Genomic DNA, 318 nt, shown 5'->3' with positions numbered 1-318 from the left:
GGCACGCCGCGCAAGCGGCGGCCCATGGCCATGACGACCACGAGCACCACGACACCGGCGGCAACACCGTCTTCGGTTTCTGGGTGTACCTGATGAGCGACTGCCTCATCTTCGCCTCGCTGTTCGCCACCTACGTGGTGCTGTCCGGCGGTACCGACGGCGGCCCCGGCGCGAAGGACCTGTTCGAGCTGCCGTTCGTGGCGTGGGAAACCGCGCTGCTGCTGACCTCGTCGCTGACCTTCGGCCTGGGCATGATCGCCATGCACCGCAAGCAGGTCGGCCAGATGTTCCTGTGGCTGGCGGTTACCTGGCTGCTGG

General features: G+C 67.3%; 1 pseudogene. It reads left to right on the top strand.

Annotated elements, in window-relative coordinates:
- Nucleotides 1-318, top strand: a pseudogene (locus EN846_RS34275) (cytochrome o ubiquinol oxidase subunit III); the annotation flags it as partial.

Origin of the sequence: Mesorhizobium sp. M4B.F.Ca.ET.203.01.1.1, from assembly GCF_004791025.1 — a bacterium.
Classification (GTDB): domain Bacteria; phylum Pseudomonadota; class Alphaproteobacteria; order Rhizobiales; family Rhizobiaceae; genus Mesorhizobium; species Mesorhizobium abyssinicae.
This window is presented reverse-complemented; position numbering and strand designations above follow the sequence as displayed.